This is a genomic window from Brevundimonas sp. D3-1P, from assembly GCF_055809335.1.
On sequence record NZ_CM147908.1, the window covers coordinates 2,581,342 to 2,597,657 of the forward strand.

General features: G+C 65.4%; 16 protein-coding genes and 1 pseudogene. 12 read left to right on the top strand and 5 right to left on the bottom strand.

Features of this window, described 5'->3' with window-relative positions; all coding sequences use genetic code 11:
• Nucleotides 1-10: 10 nt before the first annotated feature.
• From AC0L6G_RS13030 to AC0L6G_RS13040, 3 genes are read left to right on the top strand one after another with little or no spacing between them, the layout of a single operon-like run.
• Complete coding sequence (locus tag AC0L6G_RS13030; protein WP_035308111.1) at nt 11-3,199, top strand: efflux RND transporter permease subunit; 3,189 nt, start codon at nt 11-13, stop codon at nt 3,197-3,199.
• Entirely contained in the window at nt 3,196-3,924 is a 729-nt protein-coding gene (locus AC0L6G_RS13035) for a HupE/UreJ family protein (protein WP_035308114.1), read from the top strand. The genes AC0L6G_RS13030 and AC0L6G_RS13035 overlap by 4 nt, the downstream gene beginning before the upstream one ends.
• A 13-nt stretch (nt 3,925-3,937) precedes the next feature.
• The gene (locus AC0L6G_RS13040) at nt 3,938-4,654 is read left to right on the top strand and encodes a hypothetical protein (RefSeq protein WP_035308115.1); all 717 of its coding nucleotides are present in this window, start codon (nt 3,938-3,940) and stop codon (nt 4,652-4,654) included.
• 31 nt (nt 4,655-4,685) lie between these two features.
• Here the strand turns inward: AC0L6G_RS13040 and AC0L6G_RS13045 are convergent, their stop codons facing one another.
• Nucleotides 4,686-6,005 (bottom strand): MFS transporter, encoded by a 1,320-nt coding sequence (locus AC0L6G_RS13045; RefSeq protein WP_473252433.1) that lies wholly within the window; start codon nt 6,003-6,005, stop codon nt 4,686-4,688.
• A 70-nt stretch (nt 6,006-6,075) separates the two neighbouring features.
• Here AC0L6G_RS13045 and AC0L6G_RS13050 point away from each other — a divergent pair, with 70 nt between their 5' ends.
• From AC0L6G_RS13050 to AC0L6G_RS13070, 5 genes are all read left to right on the top strand, one after another.
• Nucleotides 6,076-6,351 (top strand): metal-sensing transcriptional repressor, encoded by a 276-nt coding sequence (locus AC0L6G_RS13050; RefSeq protein WP_292227072.1) that lies wholly within the window; start codon nt 6,076-6,078, stop codon nt 6,349-6,351.
• Between the two features lie 7 nt (nt 6,352-6,358).
• Nucleotides 6,359-7,477 carry a nickel/cobalt efflux transporter gene (locus AC0L6G_RS13055; RefSeq protein WP_473253255.1) on the top strand — a complete coding sequence of 373 codons (1,119 nt, stop codon included), beginning with the start codon at nt 6,359-6,361 and terminating at the stop codon, nt 7,475-7,477.
• A 7-nt stretch (nt 7,478-7,484) separates the two neighbouring features.
• Nucleotides 7,485-7,679, top strand: a complete 195-nt coding sequence (locus tag AC0L6G_RS13060) for a DUF1289 domain-containing protein (RefSeq protein ID WP_135194134.1) — start codon at nt 7,485-7,487, stop codon at nt 7,677-7,679.
• Between the two features lie 310 nt (nt 7,680-7,989).
• The gene (locus AC0L6G_RS13065) at nt 7,990-9,042 is read left to right on the top strand and encodes a type III polyketide synthase (protein WP_473252434.1); all 1,053 of its coding nucleotides are present in this window, start codon (nt 7,990-7,992) and stop codon (nt 9,040-9,042) included.
• Nucleotides 9,039-9,548 carry an isoprenylcysteine carboxyl methyltransferase family protein gene (locus AC0L6G_RS13070; protein WP_473252435.1) on the top strand — a complete coding sequence of 170 codons (510 nt, stop codon included), beginning with the start codon at nt 9,039-9,041 and terminating at the stop codon, nt 9,546-9,548. The genes AC0L6G_RS13065 and AC0L6G_RS13070 overlap by 4 nt, the downstream gene beginning before the upstream one ends.
• A 140-nt stretch (nt 9,549-9,688) precedes the next feature.
• On the opposite strand, the gene AC0L6G_RS13075 is transcribed toward AC0L6G_RS13070, so the two are convergent.
• Nucleotides 9,689-10,312, bottom strand: coding sequence for a methyltransferase family protein (locus AC0L6G_RS13075; RefSeq protein ID WP_183197660.1), 624 nt, complete (start codon nt 10,310-10,312; stop codon nt 9,689-9,691).
• A gap of 350 nt (nt 10,313-10,662) precedes the next feature.
• The gene (locus tag AC0L6G_RS13080; RefSeq protein ID WP_473252436.1) at nt 10,663-11,283 is read right to left on the bottom strand and encodes a DedA family protein; all 621 of its coding nucleotides are present in this window, start codon (nt 11,281-11,283) and stop codon (nt 10,663-10,665) included.
• Nucleotides 11,284-11,633: 350 nt separating this feature from the next.
• Here AC0L6G_RS13080 and AC0L6G_RS13085 point away from each other — a divergent pair, with 350 nt between their 5' ends.
• Nucleotides 11,634-12,311 (top strand): winged helix-turn-helix domain-containing protein, encoded by a 678-nt coding sequence (locus AC0L6G_RS13085; RefSeq protein ID WP_473252437.1) that lies wholly within the window; start codon nt 11,634-11,636, stop codon nt 12,309-12,311.
• 91 nt (nt 12,312-12,402) lie between these two features.
• The gene (locus AC0L6G_RS13090) at nt 12,403-13,680 is read left to right on the top strand and encodes a sensor histidine kinase (RefSeq protein ID WP_473253257.1); all 1,278 of its coding nucleotides are present in this window, start codon (nt 12,403-12,405) and stop codon (nt 13,678-13,680) included.
• Nucleotides 13,681-13,816: 136 nt separating this feature from the next.
• Here the strand turns inward: AC0L6G_RS13090 and AC0L6G_RS13095 are convergent, their stop codons facing one another.
• Nucleotides 13,817-14,605 (bottom strand): COG4705 family protein, encoded by a 789-nt coding sequence (locus AC0L6G_RS13095; protein ID WP_292227051.1) that lies wholly within the window; start codon nt 14,603-14,605, stop codon nt 13,817-13,819.
• A gap of 262 nt (nt 14,606-14,867) precedes the next feature.
• Nucleotides 14,868-15,269, bottom strand: coding sequence for a PepSY domain-containing protein (locus AC0L6G_RS13100; RefSeq protein ID WP_473252438.1), 402 nt, complete (start codon nt 15,267-15,269; stop codon nt 14,868-14,870).
• Between AC0L6G_RS13100 and AC0L6G_RS13105 the strand changes: the two are divergent.
• A pseudogene (locus AC0L6G_RS13105) lies at nt 15,172-15,384 on the top strand (JAB domain-containing protein); the annotation flags it as partial. The gene AC0L6G_RS13100 and the pseudogene AC0L6G_RS13105 overlap by 98 nt on opposite strands.
• Before the next feature lie 7 nt (nt 15,385-15,391).
• Nucleotides 15,392-16,297, top strand: coding sequence for a toprim domain-containing protein (locus tag AC0L6G_RS13110; RefSeq protein ID WP_183197674.1), 906 nt, complete (start codon nt 15,392-15,394; stop codon nt 16,295-16,297).
• Nucleotides 16,298-16,316: the final 19 nt, after the last annotated feature.

Below are 16,316 nucleotides of genomic sequence, written 5' to 3' on the forward strand. Positions count from 1 at the left end.
CGCGAGAACCATGCTTGCACGCATCATCGCCCTGTCGATCCGCTTCCGATGGGCGGTCATGGGGCTCGTCCTCCTGGCCTGCGCCATCGGCGTCTGGAGCTTCCAGCGCCTGCCGATCGACGCCACTCCGGACATCACCAACGTCCAGATTCAGATCAACACCGAAGCCCCCGGCTATTCGCCGCTGGAGGCCGAACAGCGCATCACCTTCCCCGTCGAGACCGCCGTCGCAGGCGTTCCGGGCCTTCAATACACCCGCTCGGTTTCGCGATACGGGTTGAGCCAGGTGACCGTCATCTTCGACGACGGCACCGACATCTATTTCGCACGCCAACTGGTGAATGAGCGCCTCCAAAGCGCCCTCGGTCAGCTTCCCCCCGGCGTCACCCCTGAACTTGGCCCTATCGCCACCGGCCTCGGGGAGATCTTCATGTATACGGTCGAGGCCGAGCCGGGTGCACGACGTCCCGACGGCCAGCCCTATACGACCGAAGACCTGCGCACGCTTCAGGACTGGGTCATCCGGCCCCAGCTTCGCAACACGCGCGGTGTCACCGAGGTCAACACCGTCGGCGGCTACGAGCGTCAGTATCACGTCACACCCGATCCGCAGCGGCTGGCGGCCTACGGGGTGACCATGGCCGAGGTGGTCGAAGCGCTGGACAACAACAACGCCAACGTCGGCGCGGGCTATGTCGAGCGCTTCGGCGAACAGTATCTGATCCGGGTGCCGGGGCAGGCTTCGACGAGTGAAGACCTGGGCAACATCGTGATCGCCACGCGTGGGGGCGTTCCGATCCGCATCCTGGACGTCGCCGACATCGGAATGGGCCAGGAACTTCGCACCGGCGCCGCGACCGAGAACGGCAAGGAGACGGTCCTTGCGACGGTTCTCATGCTGGCTGGCGAGAACAGCCGTATCGTCGCCCAGGCCGCCGCCGCCAGCCTGCAGGAAGCCGCCAAGGCCCTGCCGCCCGGTGTCGTCGCCACGCCGGTCTACGACCGCACCGAACTGGTGGAACGCGCCATCCACACCGTCGAAAAGAACCTCGTCGAGGGCGCCCTGCTGGTCATCGTCGTGCTGTTCCTGCTGCTCGGCAACATCCGCGCGGCCCTGATCACGGCGGCGGTCATTCCCGTCACCATGCTGATGACCATCACCGGCATGGTGCGGACCGGAACCTCCGGCAATCTGATGAGCCTCGGCGCGCTCGACTTCGGCCTGATCGTGGACGGCGCCGTCATCATCGTCGAGAACTGCCTCAGGCGCTACGGCGAGGCCCAGCATCGCCTGGGTCGTATCCTGACCCGCGAGGAACGGTTCGATCTGGCGGCGACCGCCTCCAGCGAGGTAATCCGGCCCTCGCTATTCGGGGTCATGATCATCACCCTGGTCTATGTCCCCATCTTCGCCCTGACCGGGGTGGAGGGGAAGACCTTCCACCCGATGGCGATCACCGTCGTCATCGCCCTGACGGCAGCGCTCCTGCTGTCCCTGACCTTCGTACCCGCCGCCGTCGCCATGTTCGTCACCGGCAAGGTCGAGGAGAAGGACAGCTTCCTGATGCGCTGGGCCCGGGTGGGTTATCAGCCGGCGCTCGACTTCGCGCTCAGGACCCGCAGCCTGATGATCGGCATTGCGGTCGTGCTGGTGCTGCTCGCCGGGTTCGGGGCGTCGCGGATGGGCTCGGAGTTCGTGCCCAATCTCGACGAAGGCGACATCGCCATGCACGCCCTGCGCATCCCGGGCACCAGCCTGACCCAGGCCGTGCAGATGCAGACTGCGTTGGAAGCCCGCATCGCCCGCTTCCCCGAGGTGGAGCGGGTCGTGGCCAAGATCGGCACCGCCGAGGTCGCCACCGATCCGGTGCCGCCCTCGGTCGCCGACACCTTCATCATGCTGAAGGACAGGAAGGATTGGCCGAACCCTCGCAAGTCTCGCGGCGACCTCGTCGCCGAGATGGAAGAGGCCGTGAATGAGATTCCCGGCAGCAAATACGAGTTCACCCAGCCGATCCAGATGCGGTTCAACGAACTGCTGAGCGGGGTGCGGGCCGACGTCGCCATCAAGGTCTATGGCGACGATCTCGACGAACTGCTGCGCCTCGGCGCCGAGATCGAAGCCATCGTGGCCTCGGTGGACGGGGCCGCCGATCCCCAGACCGAACAGATCACCGGCCTGCCGGTGCTCCAGATCACACCCAACCGACCCGCCATGGCGCGCCTTGGCCTGAGCATCGAAGACGTCCAGTCGGTTATCTCCACCTCGATGGGCGGCACGACCGCCGGGCAAATCTTCGAGGGTGACCGTCGTTTCGACGTCGTTGTCCGCCTGCCCGAGCGTCTGCGCGCCGACACCAACGCCATCGGTCGTCTCCAGGTCCCGCTCCCGGCGGGCGAAGGACAGCCGCGTCAGTTCGTGCCCCTGAATGAGGTCGCCACGATCGAACTCACAAAGGGTCCGAACCAGATCAGCCGAGAGAACGGCAAACGCCGCATCGTGACCACGGCCAATGTCCGCGACCGCGACCTGGGTTCGTTCATCCGCGAGGTTCAGGACCGGGTCGATGCTGAGGTCGCCATACCGGCCGGCTATTGGGTCACCTATGGCGGAACGTTCGAGCAGTTGATCTCGGCCGCCAAACGATTGCAACTCGTGGTTCCCGCGGTGTTGCTGCTGATCTTCGGCCTGCTGTTCGCCTTGTTCCGCTCGGTCAAGGACTCGGCCATCGTTTTCTCCGGCGTGCCTCTGGCCCTGACCGGAGGGGTGGCCGCCCTGATGCTGCGTGGGCTGCCTCTGTCGATCTCGGCGGGGGTCGGATTCATCGCCCTGTCCGGGGTCGCCGTGCTCAACGGTGTCGTCATGGTCACCTTCATCCGCAGCTTGATCGCCGAAGGGAAGCCTCTTGGCGAGGCAATCCGGGAGGGGGCGCTGACCCGTCTTCGCCCGGTGCTGATGACGGCGCTCGTCGCCAGCCTCGGCTTCGTGCCCATGGCCTTGAACGTCGGAGCCGGCGCCGAGGTCCAGCGCCCGCTGGCCACGGTCGTCATCGGCGGGATCATCTCCTCGACCCTGCTGACCCTGCTCGTGCTCCCCGCCCTCTACAGCCTCGTCCACGGCCGCCCGTCTTCGCCGAACGGCGTCAGACGGTCGTGGCGTGAGCGGCTTCCCTTCGCATACTCCCGGAGGACTTCATGAACCCGCGTCTCCAGCGCGCGACCGCCTGGTTGCGAACGCCCATCGGCCTGCTGAGCGCAGGCCTGTTGGTGCTCTTCCTCAACGGCCTGTTCACCGCCACCCTGGCGCACGGGGTGGCGGCAGGGGACAAGGGCTACATCCAGGAGACGTCCGGCATCGTCTTCTGGCCCTTCGTCTATCTGGGGGCCAAGCACATGGTCACCGGTTACGACCATCTGCTGTTCCTGTTCGGGGTGATCTTCTACCTCTACCGCCTCAAGGATATCAGCCTCTACGTCACCATGTTCGCCGTCGGGCATTCGACGACCCTGCTGCTGGGCGTGATGCTGAACGTCAACGTCTCCAGTTATCTGATCGACGCCATCATCGGCCTGTCCGTCGTCTACAAGGCGCTCGACAACATGGGGGCCTACCGACGCTGGTTCGGTGTCCAGCCGGACGCCAGGGCCGCGACCCTGGCGTTCGGTCTGTTCCACGGCCTGGGTCTGGCGACCAAACTGCAGGACTTCCAGCTGTCTTCAGACGGCCTCTTGGTCAACCTGATCGCCTTCAACATCGGCGTGGAGATCGGCCAGCTTCTGGCGCTCGGAGCCATCCTGATCGCCATGGGATTCTGGCGCCGGACCGCCAGCTTCGGGCGCCACGCCTATCTGGCCAACGTCATCCTCATGATCCTCGGTTTCATCCTGACGGGCTATCAGCTCGTCGGCTTCTTCGTCGCCTGACGGGAGACCTTCCATGCAAAATCTCAATCAACCCGATCCCGCCGAACTGCCGTCGACGGCCAAGCTGCTCAAGTCTACCGGCGTCGCCGTCGTCATCGCCTCGGCCCTGCTGGTCACCGTGGTCCTTCCAGCCGAGTACGGCGTCGATCCTACCCGCATCGGCTCGGTCTTCGGGCTGACCGAGATGGGCCGGATCAAGCGCCAACTCGCCGTTGAAGCTGCGGCTGAAGCGGCCTCAACGGCGGCGGTCATTACATCCACGAGGACCGCGCCTGCCTTGCCGGCAGCCGCACCAGTGGGCTCACCAGACACCGCAACTCAGGAGCCGGCCAGGTCTGCCAAGACCGAAGCCGTCCCGCCAGCGGTCACGACCCAGACGGCAGCCGCAGCTACGACAACCAATGGCGCATCGGCGGGTCGCAGCCATCGCACGTCCCTGACCCTTGAGCCTGACGAGGGGGCCGAGATCAAAATGGCCATGGGGGACGGCGCGAAGGCGAACTTCACCTGGTCCACCAGTGGCCCGGCGGTGAACTATGACACCCATGGTGACGGCCAAGGGATCACCTATCACGGCTATAGCAAGGGAACCTCCGCCCGCGAGACGGGGGTGCTAACGGCCGCTTTCGCGGGTCATCACGGCTGGTTCTGGCGTAACCGCAGCGGCGAGCGTGTCACCATCACGCTTCAAACCTCGGGCGACTACGAGAGCGTCGATTTCGTCGACTGAGGCTTACGGTCGGATGTCGCCCGCCTTGGCCTCACTCCTTCGTCGTCGGCCATCGCGGGTGGCGCTCGTCGATGACGAAGGGATGGCTATGCGACGTCTTTCCGGATTGACCGTCCAGATGCGGATCGTCTTCGGCCGGTGCGTCATGCCGATGCGGCAGGTCCGTCGGGTCGTTCGCAGGCCAGACCACGAAACCGAGGCCTGTCCCGAATGCGCATAAGGCCGCCAGCACCAGGAAGGCCGCGCTGGGGTCCGCCGCCGCGCTGACCAGCCCCGCGACCGGATAGGCGATTAGCCAGGCGGCGTGCGACAGGGCGAACTGCGCCGCGAATAGGGCCGGACGATCCTGTGCGTTGGACGACCGACGCAAGGCGCGACCCGCCGGTGTGAGGGTCAGCGAATAGCCGACGCCCATGACGGCCCAGAGGATGAGCAGGGCGACATAGGTGGTCGCCAGCACCGATCCCGCAAGCAGCACCAAGGTCATGATCGCTGCGCCCCACAGCATGGCGGTCCGGTCTGCGATCCGGTCCAGCAGGCGAGGCAGGGCGATCGCCGCCGCCATCGACCCCGCCCCGAATGCCGCTAGCGCCCAGGCGGCGGCTTGGCCGGACATGGCGAAGCGGGACTGCACCAGGACGACCGTGTTGACGAACACCATGGCCCCGCCGGCGGCCTCGGCGATGCTGATGGCGATCAGACCGCGCAGACGTGGCGTCAAAGCGAACAGGCGAACCCCGCCCGTGAGCCGCTGGATGAAGGGTTTCTGAACCGTTTGCGTCAGTGCCGGCAGTGCAGCCGTGACGACGAAAAAGGCCGAGATGACGAAGCCGAGGGACGTCCCGGCGAACAGATTGTTGTAGCTCATGAAGGCGAGGAGCACGGCCGCCAGCACGGGACTGGCCACGCTCTCGAGATCAGCCGCGAGACGCGAGAGCGACAGGGCCTTGGTGTATTCGCCTTCGTCCGAAAGCAGGTCGGGGATCATGGCCTGGAACGCCGGTGTGAAGGCCGCCGAGGCGACGTACAGCACCGTCATCAGGGCATAGACCTGCCAGGCCTCACCAACGAACGGCAAGGCGCCGGCGACACAGGCCCGGACGACATCCAGCGACACCAGCAGAGCCTTCCGGGGCAGTCTAGCGGCCAGGGCGCTCGCGAAAGGCGCCACGCCGATATAGGCGATCATCTTGATGGCGAGCGCCATGCCCAGCACCTCGCCGGCATTGGCCCCGGCCAGATCATGCGCCAGCAGACCCAGCGCCACCGTCGCCATGCCGGTGCCCAGCAAGGCCGCGACCTGGGCGATGAACAGATGCCGGTAGCCGGCATGGCGAAGCGGTGAAAACATCGAACGTCGTCCTGCGGCGGGTAACCAAGATGGGCTGGTATTATCCCCTCCAGGGGGATAGCATAACGTCATGGCCCACGTCGTCCACGAATCCCACCCCGAGATCGTCAATCGGCTGAAGCGCGCCGAGGGTCATCTGCGCAAGACCATCGCCATGATCGAGGGCGGGCGAACGTGTCTGGATCTCGCCCAGCAGCTTCACGCGATCGAGAAGGCCGTGGCGGCGGCCAAGAAGACGCTGATCCACGACCACATCGATCATTGCCTCGCCCATGCGGCGGAGGGCGACCCGGCCGAGGCCCGTCAGGCCATGGCCGAGTTCAAAGACATCACCAAATACCTGTGAGACGTCGATGACCCCGTTTGCAGACCTGCTCGCGCAGGGCTCGGCCCACGCCTGGCTGTTCATTCCTTCCGCCCTGCTGCTCGGCGCCCTTCATGGGCTGGAGCCGGGGCATTCGAAGACGATGATGGCGGCCTTCATCGTCGCGGTGCGCGGTACTGTCTGGCAGGCCATCCTGCTGGGTTTGTCGGCGACGCTGTCCCATACGGCCATCGTCTGGGCCATCGCCCTGACCGGGCTCTACTTCGGCCAGTTCTTCGACATCGAAGCCTCGGAGGGCTGGTTCCAACTGGCCTCGGCCGTGATCATCCTCGGTGTCGCCGCATGGATGCTGTTCGCCACATGGCGCGAGCAGAACGCCGTCCATAACGAGCATGATCGTGACCACGACCATGACCACGACGAGACGCGCTGGATCGACCCCGGCCATGGCGTCGTCAGCCTGAGCATCTTCGAGGACGGCGTGCCCCCACGGTTCCGGTTCGCTCCGGAGAAAGGGCCGGTTCCGAGGGCCGACGACGTCACCGTCGCAACCACCCGGGCGGATGGCTCTGTTCAAACATTCGGCTTCGAGGCGCGCGACGGTTATCTTGAGTCGGCTGACGTCATTCCCGAACCCCACGCCTTCACGGCGCGGCTGGTTCTGGGCCACGGCAATCACACCCATGACTTCGACGTCGAGTTCGCCGAACACGATCACGAGCATGGTCATGACCACGGCGGCCTGGATGTCTCAGACCCCGGCCACCAGGACGCCCATGAACGCGCCCACGCCAACGACATCAAGAAACGGTTCGCCAACCGCAAGGTGACCACCTGGCAGATCATGCTCTTCGGCCTGACAGGCGGCCTGATCCCGTGCCCGGCCTCGATCACCGTCCTGCTGCTCTGCCTGCAGCTGAAGCAGGTGGCCTTGGGTGCGACCCTCGTCCTGTGCTTTTCGATCGGATTGGCGGCGACCATGGTCACCGTCGGTGTCGCAGCGGCGATCGGGATGCGGCATGCGGAGAAGCGCTGGTCGGGAGGTTTCGCGGCTTTTGCGCGGAAAGCGCCCTATTTTTCAGGCGGGCTGATCGCCATCGTCGGCCTGGTTCTCACCTGGCAGGCCGTCGTGGCCCTTGCCCGGTAGTTCCTTGATGACTGGCACGCCCTGCATCGATATCTGCACCTTCGACGGACGCTCGGGTCAGTGCGAAGGATGCGGTCGGACGCGGCCGGAGATAGCGGGCTGGCGCAAGCTTAGTCCCTATCAGAAGAGAACCATCGAACGCGATCTGCCGCGTCGTCTCGCCAGGCTTTCAGCCAACCTCACACCGAAACCGACGGTGTGAAAAGAGACGTGAGGCCGGGGCCATCGCTCCGGTCCACCTTGCGGGTTACGGCGTTTGAGACCCGACGACGTCTCATTCTGACCGGCGCTGGCGAGATAGCGGTCGAGAATGAACCGGTCGAGAGGCACGCCGACCGCCTATCTCGTGAGCTGTTTCGTGCTTCATCCTCGAACGCTACGCTTTCGCTTCTGGCTGCTTTTGCGAGTGATACCGGTTCTTATCTAGCTGTATCGTAAGCCTTTTTGGAACCTTGGAGCTTTCGCGCGATTAGCGTTCGGGTCGCAACCGATACCGACCGGAGCGAACCTCGATGCCGGCTTCCGCCAAAATTCTCTCCATCGCGACCGCAGACGCGCCGAATGTCATGACCCAGACGGACGTGGTCCGGGTCGCTCAGGCGCTGTTTAGAGACCGGTTTCCCGGAATCGACCGGATGCTGCCCGTGTTCGACACTGCGGGGATCAGGACGCGGCAATCGGCCATGCCCCTGGATTGGTATCTCACTCCACGGAGTTGGCCGGAACGGACCCAAGCCTATCTCGACATCGCAGTCGGCATGTTCGCCAGCGCCGCCGAAGCGGCTCTCGATCAAGCAGGCCTGAAAGGTTCCGATGTTGACGTGATCATCACGGTCTCATCGACGGGCATCGCCACGCCCAGCCTTGAAGCCCGCGCCATGGCCCGGATGGGATTTCGCTCGGATGCAGCGCGGGTCCCGGTCTTCGGCCTCGGCTGCGCCGGCGGAGCGACGGGTCTCGCCCTTGCGGGACGGCTGGCCCAGGCCTCGCCGGGCGCCGTGATCCTGATGGTCGTGGTCGAGCTCTGCACTCTTTCGTTCCGAATGGAGGACCTGACCAAGGCGGACATCGTTGCGACGGCGCTGTTCGGCGACGGGTCGGCCGCCTGTGTGGTGCGCTGCGGCGAGACGGGCTTCGCTTCGATCGAGGCGGCGGGCGAACACACCTGGCCCGGAAGTCTCGATGTCATGGGCTGGCGTGTCGATTCGACGGGGCTGGGCGTCATCTTCGACCGAGCGATTCCTCCGTTCGCCCGCGAAAATCTTCGACCGGCGATGGTTGGGATGCTCGAACGCCAGGGCCTGGAGCTTGAGGATGTTGATCGTTTCATCTGTCACCCGGGCGGAATGAAGGTCATCGACGCCCTGGAGAGATCCCTGTCCCTCGATCAGGGCAGTCTGGATCACGAACGGGAGGTTTTGGCCGACCACGGCAACATGTCCGCGCCGACGGTCCTCTATGTCCTCGACCGGGCGAGACGGCAGGGTCTGCCGAACCGGTCGGTCGTGACCGCCCTGGGGCCAGGTTTCACCCTGAGCACCGTAACTCTGAGGTCGGCGGCATGATGCTGTCCATCGTCGTCCTCGCCCTGGTGACTGCGCAGCGGCTCGGTGAACTGGTTCTGGCCGAGTATAACACTCGCCGTCTGCGCGCCCAGGGCGCCGTCGAGACGGGCGCGGACCACTACGTCTTCATCGTCCTCCTGCACGGGGCCTGGCTCCTGGGGCTGTGGGCGTTCGCGTGGGACAGGCCGGTCAACCTTGCCATGCTCGCCGTCTTCGTTCTGCTCCAGGCAGGCCGGGTCTGGGTGATCGCCACCCTCGGGTCCCGCTGGACGACCCGGATCGTCACCTTGCCAGGCGCGCCGCTGGTCACTCGGGGGCCTTATCGCTTCGCCTCCCATCCCAACTATGTCGTGGTCGCCCTCGAGATCGCGGTCCTGCCGGTGGCCTTCGGACTGGTCGGCTATGCGATCGTGTTCAGCGTTCTCAACGCAGCGATGATGTGGGTGCGCATACGCAGCGAAGCCCGCGCTCTTTCGGCGGCAACCGCCGGAGCGCAGCCGGGATAGGAGACCGCTCGGGGCCTTCCTGTCGTGTCAGCAGGCGCGGGTCCTGCTCGGTGAGCTCGGCAACTCTGGTGCGACGCCCCCGTCCACCAGCCAAGCGGCTTTTTGGTTCTAGGCGGTCCAGCGAGTTCGCGGCGCCTGGCTCAGGGCAGTGTGAACACCGTCTGGATCCAGCCGCTCGTCTGGGCGTGTTCGATCAGCTCGAAGATCGGGATCGCTAACAGAAAGACCAGGCCATCCCTGAGGGTGACCAGAAAAAAGATGGGGCGGACTTCGAGGGTCTCGGCGTCCCGCCACTTCGAGACGTCTGGCCAGAAACGAGGCGTGCGATCGAGGTAGGCCGCATAGGGCGCTCCGAAGGCGTCGAGCAGCCAGGCCTCCTCGCTCTTCACGGTCGCCCAGAAGACCGCGACGGCGATCAGCAGAAACAGAACGGCCAAAACGATGCTGCCCGTCTGGGCGCCGATCCCGAAGGCGCCGACGAAACTGAAGACATAGAGGGGATTTCGGGTGATGGAATAGGGTCCACGATCCACGATCTCGGCCTTCTTGCGCCCTCCGATATAGAGAGAGCACCAGCCCCGCCCGACGATGGCGACGCCGATCAGGATCAGGCCGACAGTCTCCAGGCCCTCGTGAAACGGCGTTTCACCCCTCAGGGTCCGGCTGAAGGCAGCCAGGATGACCACGGCGATGATCAGAACGAAAAGCACGACCTTGCGGATCAACTGCATGCGCTGAATGGCGGCGTTCTTGTCTTCCGACATGGTCAGGTTCCGGGCAGTCGGCGCACATCAATCAGACGCCGGCTAGTGGTGAAAGGGCGAGTCAATGGCGTCGGCATGTTTGCAAGGGCTTCGTGGGTCGGCCTGCCGCCTCCGGAAGAGACAGTCCAGCGAGGAGGCTTTCGTTGAGATTGCGTTTGAAGGACGCCGTCGGTGTCGACCTGTCAGCGGGGTGGGGGCGGCTCCTGCACCCACCGCCACAACGCGCCACGACGCGGTCGAAGAGGGGATGAGGCCGAGGTGCACCCCCGTCTCTCTCCGTGGCCGGCGATCCGGACGGACGACCACCAATCGGTTCAGCTCGCACCCTACCCTCGCAGAAAGAGGAGAGCTCAACCATCGTGCACCCCTGCGCCAGGGCGCGGCCTAAAGGTCACAAGCCGATAGAGATAGCCCAGGACAGCGAAGGCCAGAACCCCAGTGGTCAAAGGGTTCAACCAAGCCTCCACGCGATCGTAGTGGGCTTCAAGCCGATAACCCGCATACGCAAGGGTGAAGGTGAAGAGGGCGGTGCCGGCCGAGGTCCAGACCAGAAAGTCGGCAAGCGGCATCCGGGTCACGCCCGCCGGTATCGAGATGAATGTGCGAACCGTGGGCAGGAGGCGGCCGAGGAACACCGTCAGAGCCCCAAACCGCGTGAACAGACCGGCCATCCGATCGACCTCGTCCGGCGCCAGCGTCAACCAACGGCCGTGCGACGCAGACCAGCGTCGCAGCCGTTCCAGGCCGACCCGACGCCCGATCTCGTACCAAACCCAGGCGCCGAGAACCGCTCCGGCGGTCCCGGCGATGACCAGAAAAACGAAGTCGATGTCGCCTCGCGCGGCGGCGAACCCGGCGAGCGGCATGATCACCTCGGACGGCAACGGAGGGAAAATGTTCTCCGCGAACATCAGGAGGGCGACGCCCATAACACCGGTGGCGGCGATGATGCCGACGATCAGATCGAACATCTGGCCGCATCTATCACGAGTTTTGGGGGTAGAATCCTGTACCGACAGAGCCAGACCCAGGACAGAACCCGTCTGACCCAAGCGGGCGCGAATCCATGGATCTGCGCCGATGGGTATGCGTCGCTGATCGACGGATCGTCGCGCCTGCAAAAAAGCACGGCGCTGGGGAGAGCAATCGTAGTGGCGGCGAAGGGCAAGCGGCATTCTCTCGTGGTCTGCCACCGTTCTAGGTCGCGCAGTTTACGCTTAGTCTGACGGGCGGGTTAATTCGGGACGGCAATGGCGGCGTCGGACTGGCGACCGACCCGGCATCGTGGTCATGTGGCCGACATGAACCCTGGCGTCGTGTCATGAAGGTGCTGGTCGTTGAGGACGACGAACGCACGGCGGGCTTCATCGCCCGGGGCCTGGCCGAGACCGGCCACACGGTCGACGTCGCCCGCTCGGGCAATGAGGGCGTCCAGATGGGCATGGCCGGGGCCTACGATGTTCTCGTCATGGATCGGATGTTGCCGGGGTTGAACGGGCTCGACGCCATGGCCCTTTTGCGCAGCGAAGGGGTCGCTGCCCCGGTCCTCATCCTGACCGCTCTCGGCTCGGTCGAGGACCGTGTCGCAGGTCTCGAAGGCGGGGCCGACGACTATCTGGTCAAACCGTTCGCCTTCAGCGAGTTGCTCGCGCGCCTGAATGCCCTGGTGCGTCGGCCACCGTTGTCCGGGCTGAGCGAGACGATCGCCCTCGCAGATCTGGTCATCGACACCCGTCGCCGCCGGGTGATCCGCGCTGGCAAACGGATCGAACTTACCCCGCAGGAATACAAGTTGCTGGAGTTCCTAGCGCGGCGCATCGGCGAGACCGTCACCCGGACCATGCTGCTGGAGAGCCTGTGGGGATTCCATTTCGATCCCCGAACCAATATCGTCGATGCCCATGTCAGCCGCTTGCGCTCCAAGGTCGATCGAGGCTTCGACGTGGAGTTGATCCGGACGTTGCGCGGCGTTGGCTATGTCCTTGACGAACCGGAGTAGGGGCCCGGCTGGTCTGTGGCAGACCACCAGCGTTCGTCTGGCCGTTCTCTTCGCGCTTGTTTTCGGTCTCGGGACCGGACTGCTGTTGTTGGTGCTCGATATCGCTGTCGGTCGCTTCGCCGAGGAGACAGCCCGCGATGCGCTGCGCGACCAGGTCTCTGTGCTGATCGCGGATGCCAATGCCGAGGGCGGCGCAGCCCTCGTGGCGTCGCTTCGCGAACATGTCTCGGGCGGCCAGCCCGAACGGTTCAGCTATCTGGTCGTCACCCCCGGCGGCGATCGGCTGAGCGCCGGACTTCCGGACGCGGTCGAACGCATCAAAGGCGTAGCGAGCATCCATCTGCCTTGGGACGCCAAGGAAGACGACGTCGAAAGTGACCGGATCGAAGTCATCGTGCTGACCGCGCGCGCGCGGGACGGCACCTTCATCGCCGTGGGACGCGATACCTACGCCCTGGCCGAACTGCGCCAGTGGCTGCATCGCCTGGCGCTCTGGGGCGGGGTCGCTCTCGTGCTTCTGGCCTTGTTGTGCGGCATCGCCGCCGGCGCCGTGCTCTTGCGGCGCTTGAAGAGCGTCACAGAAGCCGCCGAACGGGTGATGAGCGGCGACCTCTCCGAGCGTCTGCCGTCACTGGGCATCGGGCTCGAGTTCGACGATCTCGCCGACACCTTGAACGCGATGCTCGAACGGCTCGAGGCCGCCATGGAAGCGTTGAGGCAGGTTTCCTCGGATGTCGCCCACGATCTGCGCACCCCGCTGACCAGGCTGCGCAACACGCTCGAGGACGCCCAAAGCGCGGAGGAAACAGAGCGCGACGAACTGATTACAGAGGCGGTTCTGGAGACGGACCGATTGCTTGAGATCTTCGGAGCCCTGCTGAGACTGGCCCAAATCGAGGGCGGCGCTAGTCGGCGGTTCACCGACGTCGATCTTGCCGCCGTGGCCGCCGATGTGGTCGACGCCTACCTTCCGGCGGCGGATCAGGCGGGCTGGAGCCTGACCCTGATCGTCAGTCAAGACGTCCGCGTGAATGGCGATCCGACCATGCTCGCCCAGGTGATCGCCAGTCTCGTCGACAACGCGCTGACCCATGGCGCGCCGGGACAGACGCTACGGGTCCTGGTCGCACGGGCAGGTGCTGACGCCGAGCTCTCGGTCGAAGACGATGGCCCGGGTGCACCAGCCGAAGAGTTGAAGCACCTGACCCGACGCTTTTACAGGCTTGACCGCAGCCGCCATACCGATGGATCTGGCCTGGGGCTGTCCATGGTCGCCGCCATCGCATCCTTGCATGGCGGTACGCTGTCCATCACCAACCGCCTCCCCGGCCTTGCCGTCGCCTTGCGGATTCCTCTCTCGCCGTCGTGAGACGAGCACTAGGGCCGCGGTCGATTTTCTGACGGCCATCGTACCAGTCGCCGCCGCTCCGCGACCGTCGCACGAGGACATGCTTAGTGACAGCGAACGCCGACCGGGACGTTCGTCAGCAACGAAACGAGCGCATTTATGCGCGGGGCGATGGCCCCTGATCGCTCCCAGGATGTCGACCAGCCTTTTGAGGGAGGAGGAGGATGAGGGCGAGGATGGCGACGGTCAGAACCGCTGACGCCAACGGGCGGCTGAATGCCAATCCACCGTGATCCAGAGGCTTGTCTAGAAAATCTCCGACCACCGCGCCGAGCGGCCGGGTGAGGATAAAGGCGGCCCAGAAGAGCAGGACGCGATTGACGCGGGTCCACAAGGCCAGCCCAGCGACCAGTACCAGCAGGGCGCCGAAAACACCCGCCGCCCCGACATAGCCGAGGCCGCCCGTATCGGCTGTCCAGTCGCCGAGCGCCGTGCCCAACGTCTGGGACAGGGTGATCGTGATCCAGTAGAAGAGCTCGGCCTTGGGGGTCGCGATGTGATCAGACGAAATCGAACCCAACGAAAGCCGCCAGAGCGCCAGCGAAGTCAGGACAGCGGCCAGTAACAGGGCCGAACCGCCCGTGTAGCCGATCCCCAGCGACCGTGTGGCGAAGTCCGCCAGGGTCGTCCCTGCCGTCGTGGAGGCGATGATCGTCGCCCAGTAGAGGAACGGGTGGAAGCGTTTGGCTCTGACCTGAGCCCAGACCAGGGCGACCAGCACCGTGAGAAAAATCCCGGTGCCGGCAAGATATCCAAGCTTCATGGACATGCTGACGGTGTCGCCGCCGGTCTCGCCCAGGGTCGTGGCCAGGATTTTGATCAGCCAGAACCCGGCCGTGACGGCTGGGACCTTGCTGATCGCTGATTTGCTGTCGAGATTCTGCATTATCGGCCTTCATGAGTGGCTTGGTCGGCAGGGCGTTTAGACCCGGCATCCGCCCCCCCGGTGCTCTCGATCAAAGCCCTAGGCGGCTTTTAACGCTCCGCTTGGACCGCTGCCGGCAGGGCTAGACCGGGTGGAAACACCTCGCCTCAGCTTACGCTTCAGGCGGGGTCGGGGTCCAATGACTGGATCGACCGGTTGGCGTCTCGGAGGAGACGCCAACCGCTATTGAGACCGCGACGAGACATTGCGACACGCAGCTGTATCAGTCCGGATTGGGTCCTTCTTCGGCGTTCTCGAGGACTGCGCCCGTCTCGGCGTCGACACCGACCTCGAAGGTTTTGCCGCCGCTCAGGATGTCGAAAGAATAGCGAAGGCCGCTGCCGCCACGTTCGGCCTCCAACTCATGGTCTTTCACCTCTCCCGCGCGAGCCCGCAGAGCAATGTCCTGGGCTTGGACGAGCGTGAGCTTCGCGCGAGCTGCAAGGGCCGCATTGTCTTCGGCTTCGTCGGCCTCATCGCCTTCCTCCGCTTCAGCCCGGGCTTGGTGATGGGCCGGTGCGCGGGTCAGGGAAGTCATCCGGCGCGCGCTCGAGGTCTCGGCCTCCGCGCTCATTCTGGTCCACAACCATCCGTCCGGCGATCCGACGCCCTCGCGCGCCGACATCGAAATGACCCGGCAGATCGTCGAGGCGGCACACGTCTTCGGCCTGCAGGTTCACGACCATCTCGTCATCGGCCGCCAAGGCACCACGAGCTTCAGACAGCTCGGGCTGATCTGAGGTCGCCATGACTCTTCACGCCATCGTCGCCGCCCTGGGCGGCGACCTTTACGCCGGGGGCTCACGCGCCAGCATCCCCGCACCCGGCCATAGCGCGGCGGACCGATCGGTTTCGCTGATGCTGGCCGATGATCGGGTCATCGTCCACGGGTTTGGCGGCGCCGACTGGCGAGCCGCCCGGGATGACCTTCGCGTTCGAGGCTTCATCGACGACGCCGGCCGGCTCACCGGCGGCGGGCGTGGGCGGTCCTCTGCGCCCAGGCCGGATCGTCGCCTTCGTATCGAGACTGCATCGCGTCTGTGGACCGCGACGACAGAGCGACCCCCCCATGGTCCGGCGGGTCTCTATCTGCGGCGCCGCGTGGTCTCGGCCGGAGCCGCCGCTTCCAATCTCCGCCTGCATTCCTCCGCGCCACTGTCGGTCTATCGGACCGGCGGACGCATGCGTCCGGCTCTGATCGCCCGGATCAGCGACGCCGACGATCGTCTGACGGCCGTCGAACTGACCTATCTCGAGACCAATGGGCTGCTCGCTGCCGGCTTGCGCCTGGCTCGCAAGACCGTGGGTCAGGTGCCCCCCGGCGCAGCCGTTCGCCTCTCGCCTGCCGCCGAATACATGCTGGTCGGCGAAGGCGTGGTCACGACCCTATCGGCCATGGACCGGTTCGGTCTTCCCGGCTGGGCCCTAATGGCCGCCAACAACCTCGCCGTCTGGTGCCCGCCCGCCTGCGTGCGCAGGGTCCTGATCGCCGCCGACCGGGGGGAGGCCGGTGAGGCTGCGGCGGCCCGGCTGCGCCGCCGCCTGGTCCATGACGGTCTTGAGGTAGAGGTATCATGGCCCGAGCCGCCGTTCGGCGACTGGAACGAGGTCGCGGTCGCGGCGGCATCGCAAAGGAAGGAGCGAGGGGGCTGAGGGGCGCCGGAGCGGCGGG

Bases quoted from the DNA above. Each gene is read 5' to 3' on its own strand.
- AC0L6G_RS13030 (WP_035308111.1), top strand. From the start codon at position 11: ATGCTTGCACGCATCATCGCCCTGTCGATCCGCTTCCGATGGGCGGTC.
- AC0L6G_RS13035 (WP_035308114.1), top strand. From the start codon at position 3,196: ATGAACCCGCGTCTCCAGCGCGCGACCGCCTGGTTGCGAACGCCCATC.
- AC0L6G_RS13040 (WP_035308115.1), top strand. From the start codon at position 3,938: ATGCAAAATCTCAATCAACCCGATCCCGCCGAACTGCCGTCGACGGCC.
- AC0L6G_RS13045 (WP_473252433.1), bottom strand. From the start codon at position 6,005: ATGTTTTCACCGCTTCGCCATGCCGGCTACCGGCATCTGTTCATCGCC.
- AC0L6G_RS13050 (WP_292227072.1), top strand. From the start codon at position 6,076: ATGGCCCACGTCGTCCACGAATCCCACCCCGAGATCGTCAATCGGCTG.
- AC0L6G_RS13055 (WP_473253255.1), top strand. From the start codon at position 6,359: ATGACCCCGTTTGCAGACCTGCTCGCGCAGGGCTCGGCCCACGCCTGG.
- AC0L6G_RS13060 (WP_135194134.1), top strand. From the start codon at position 7,485: ATGACTGGCACGCCCTGCATCGATATCTGCACCTTCGACGGACGCTCG.
- AC0L6G_RS13065 (WP_473252434.1), top strand. From the start codon at position 7,990: ATGCCGGCTTCCGCCAAAATTCTCTCCATCGCGACCGCAGACGCGCCG.
- AC0L6G_RS13070 (WP_473252435.1), top strand. From the start codon at position 9,039: ATGATGCTGTCCATCGTCGTCCTCGCCCTGGTGACTGCGCAGCGGCTC.
- AC0L6G_RS13075 (WP_183197660.1), bottom strand. From the start codon at position 10,312: ATGTCGGAAGACAAGAACGCCGCCATTCAGCGCATGCAGTTGATCCGC.
- AC0L6G_RS13080 (WP_473252436.1), bottom strand. From the start codon at position 11,283: ATGTTCGATCTGATCGTCGGCATCATCGCCGCCACCGGTGTTATGGGC.
- AC0L6G_RS13085 (WP_473252437.1), top strand. From the start codon at position 11,634: ATGAAGGTGCTGGTCGTTGAGGACGACGAACGCACGGCGGGCTTCATC.
- AC0L6G_RS13095 (WP_292227051.1), bottom strand. From the start codon at position 14,605: ATGCAGAATCTCGACAGCAAATCAGCGATCAGCAAGGTCCCAGCCGTC.
- AC0L6G_RS13100 (WP_473252438.1), bottom strand. From the start codon at position 15,269: ATGTCGGCGCGCGAGGGCGTCGGATCGCCGGACGGATGGTTGTGGACC.
- AC0L6G_RS13110 (WP_183197674.1), top strand. From the start codon at position 15,392: ATGACTCTTCACGCCATCGTCGCCGCCCTGGGCGGCGACCTTTACGCC.